Source organism: Micrococcus sp. MS-ASIII-49, from assembly GCF_000946635.1.
GTDB lineage: Bacteria > Actinomycetota > Actinomycetes > Actinomycetales > Micrococcaceae > Micrococcus > Micrococcus luteus.
On record NZ_JXSP01000119.1, the window covers coordinates 1 to 2305 of the forward strand.

Here is a 2305-nt window from a genome sequence, read left to right on the forward strand (position 1 = left end):
GGGGGGCGGGCCGGGGCCGACGCCCGGCCGGGCGGGCCGACGCCGTCCGGCGCGGGGGTGCCGACGGGGATGCGGGGGCGGCGGTGTCCCCGGCGGGGGCCGTGTCAGCCCGGTCCGCGTCCGGGTGCCCGTCCAGGTGTCCGTGGTGACCGGCCTGGCGGCGCTCCTGGACGCTGTGCAGGTCGATGACCTCGGCGCCCGTGGCCGCGGGCGTCGGCGTGGTGGCCTCAGGGGTCGGCGTGGGCGCGTCCGCCTTCGGGGAGGCCGTCGTCGGGGCCGCCGGGGCGGCGACGGCGGTCCGGCGCGGGGCGCCCGTCGTCGGGTCGACACGGGGCACGCGGGGGCGGCGCGGACTCATCGCGGACTCCTTCGGACGCGTGGCGGGGACCCCCACAGCCTACTGCCCGCCCCTGACAGGCTCCTGGCCACACCCGGGACGGACGCGGGCCCGCCCGGAGGGATCCGGGCGGGCCCGCGCGTCGTCGTCGGGGACGGTCAGCCGCGGAAGCGCGGGAAGGCGGAGCGGCCCGCGTAGACGGCGGCGTCGACCAGGTCCTCCTCGATGCGCAGCAGCTGGTTGTACTTGGCCACGCGGTCCGAGCGGGCCGGGGCGCCGGTCTTGATCTGGCCGGCGTTGGTGGCCACCGCGAGGTCCGCGATGAACGTGTCCTCGGTCTCGCCCGAGCGGTGCGAGATCATGCAGTGGAACATGTGGCGCTGGGCCAGGGCGATCGCGTCGAAGGTCTCGGTCAGGGAGCCGATCTGGTTGACCTTCACGAGCAGGGCGTTGCCGGCCTTCTCGTCGATGCCGCGCTGCAGCCGCTCCACGTTGGTGACGAACAGGTCGTCGCCCACCAGCTGGACGCGATCGCCCAGCTGCGCCGTCAGGTGCTGCCAGCCGTCCCAGTCGTCCTCGTCGAGCGGGTCCTCGATGGAGACGATCGGGTAGTTGTCCACCAGCTCGGTGTAGTAGGCGGCCATCTCCTCGGCGGAGCGCTGCTGGCCCTCGAAGGTGTAGGAGCCCTTGTCGAAGAACTCGGAGGAGGCGACGTCCAGCGCCAGCGCGATGTCCTCGCCCAGGCGGTAGCCGGCCTTCGTCACGGCCTCGGCGATGAGGTCCAGGGCGGCCCGGTTGGACTCCAGGGACGGGGCGAACCCGCCCTCGTCGCCCAGGCCGGTGGACAGGCCCTTCTCCTGCAGCACGGTCTTCAGGGCGTGGTAGACCTCGGTGCCCCAGCGCAGGGCCTCGCGGAAGGACGGGGCGCCGATCGGGGCGATCATGAACTCCTGGATGTCCACGTTGGAGTCCGCGTGGGCGCCACCGTTGAGGATGTTCATCATCGGCACGGGCAGCACGTGGGCGTTCGGGCCGCCCAGGTACTTGTAGAGCATGAGGTCGGAGGCCTGCGCGGCGGCCACGGCGACGGCCATCGACACGCCCAGGATCGCGTTCGCGCCCAGCGTGCCCTTGTTGGGGGTGCCGTCCAGGTCCCGCATCGCGCGGTCCACGGCGCGCTGGTCCGCGGCGAACTCGCCCTCGAGCTCCTCCGCGATGCCCTCGACCGCGGCGACGGCGTCCAGCACGCCCTTGCCGCCGTAGCGCTTCTTGTCCCCGTCACGGCGCTCGACCGCCTCGAACTCGCCGGTGGAGGCGCCCGAGGGCACGGCCGCGCGGCCCAGGGAGCCGTCGGTGAGCAGGACCTCCACCTCGACGGTGGGGTTGCCGCGCGAGTCGAGGATCTCGCGAGCGTGGATGGCGTCGATCAGGGCCATGGACGGGTCTCCTTCAATCGAAGTCGGAAGTCGTGCCCGCGGCGTGGACACGGCCTCAGCCTAGCGGGGACCTCCGGTTCCGGTCGGCCGCGCGCCGGCGACAAGACCGCCGTTCCCCCCTGCTGCGATGTCGCTGGGGCGCGGTCGGGACTGCGGCCGGGCCGGAGCGGCGTCGCGTCAGCCGGACGGGCGCAGCGCCGCCCAGTCCCCGGCACGCACCCGGGCCACCGTGGCGCGCAGGGCCCGTTCGGGGTCCAGCCCCGCCGCCCGGGCCCGGCGCACCAGCGTGAACAGCTCCGCCCCGAGCGCGGCCTCGTCCGGCCACCCCGCCGCCGGGCGCTCCCCCGCCTCGGCGGCCGGCGCGGGGACGTGCGCGGCGAGCGGGTCCGGCTCCTGCCGAGCCGCGCGGTCCACCACCTTCGCGGCGGCGGCCAGCGCCGGCAGCCGGGCCGGGATGTCGCCGACGTCGAGGCCCGGGCCGGTGCCGCCGTCGTCGTGGGCCGGGGCGGCGGGCGCGCTCGCCGAACAGATT

The 2305-nt window shown here is 75.4% G+C and carries 1 protein-coding gene and 2 pseudogenes; all 3 read right to left on the reverse strand.

The genetic code is table 11. From position 1 onward, the window contains the following. A pseudogene (locus SJ20_RS08705) lies at positions 1–358 on the reverse strand (septum formation initiator family protein); the annotation flags it as partial. A gap of 137 nt (positions 359–495) precedes the next feature. Next, on the reverse strand, positions 496–1773 hold the full coding sequence (gene eno, locus SJ20_RS08710) for a phosphopyruvate hydratase (protein WP_044659636.1): 1278 nt from the start codon (positions 1771–1773) through the stop codon (positions 496–498). A gap of 177 nt (positions 1774–1950) precedes the next feature. Beyond that, positions 1951–2305: pseudogene (locus SJ20_RS08715) on the reverse strand (tetrapyrrole methyltransferase); the annotation flags it as partial.

Coding starts and splice junctions, on each gene's coding strand:
- eno (WP_044659636.1), bottom strand. CDS start 1,773: ATGGCCCTGATCGACGCCATCCACGCTCGCGAGATCCTCGACTCGCGC.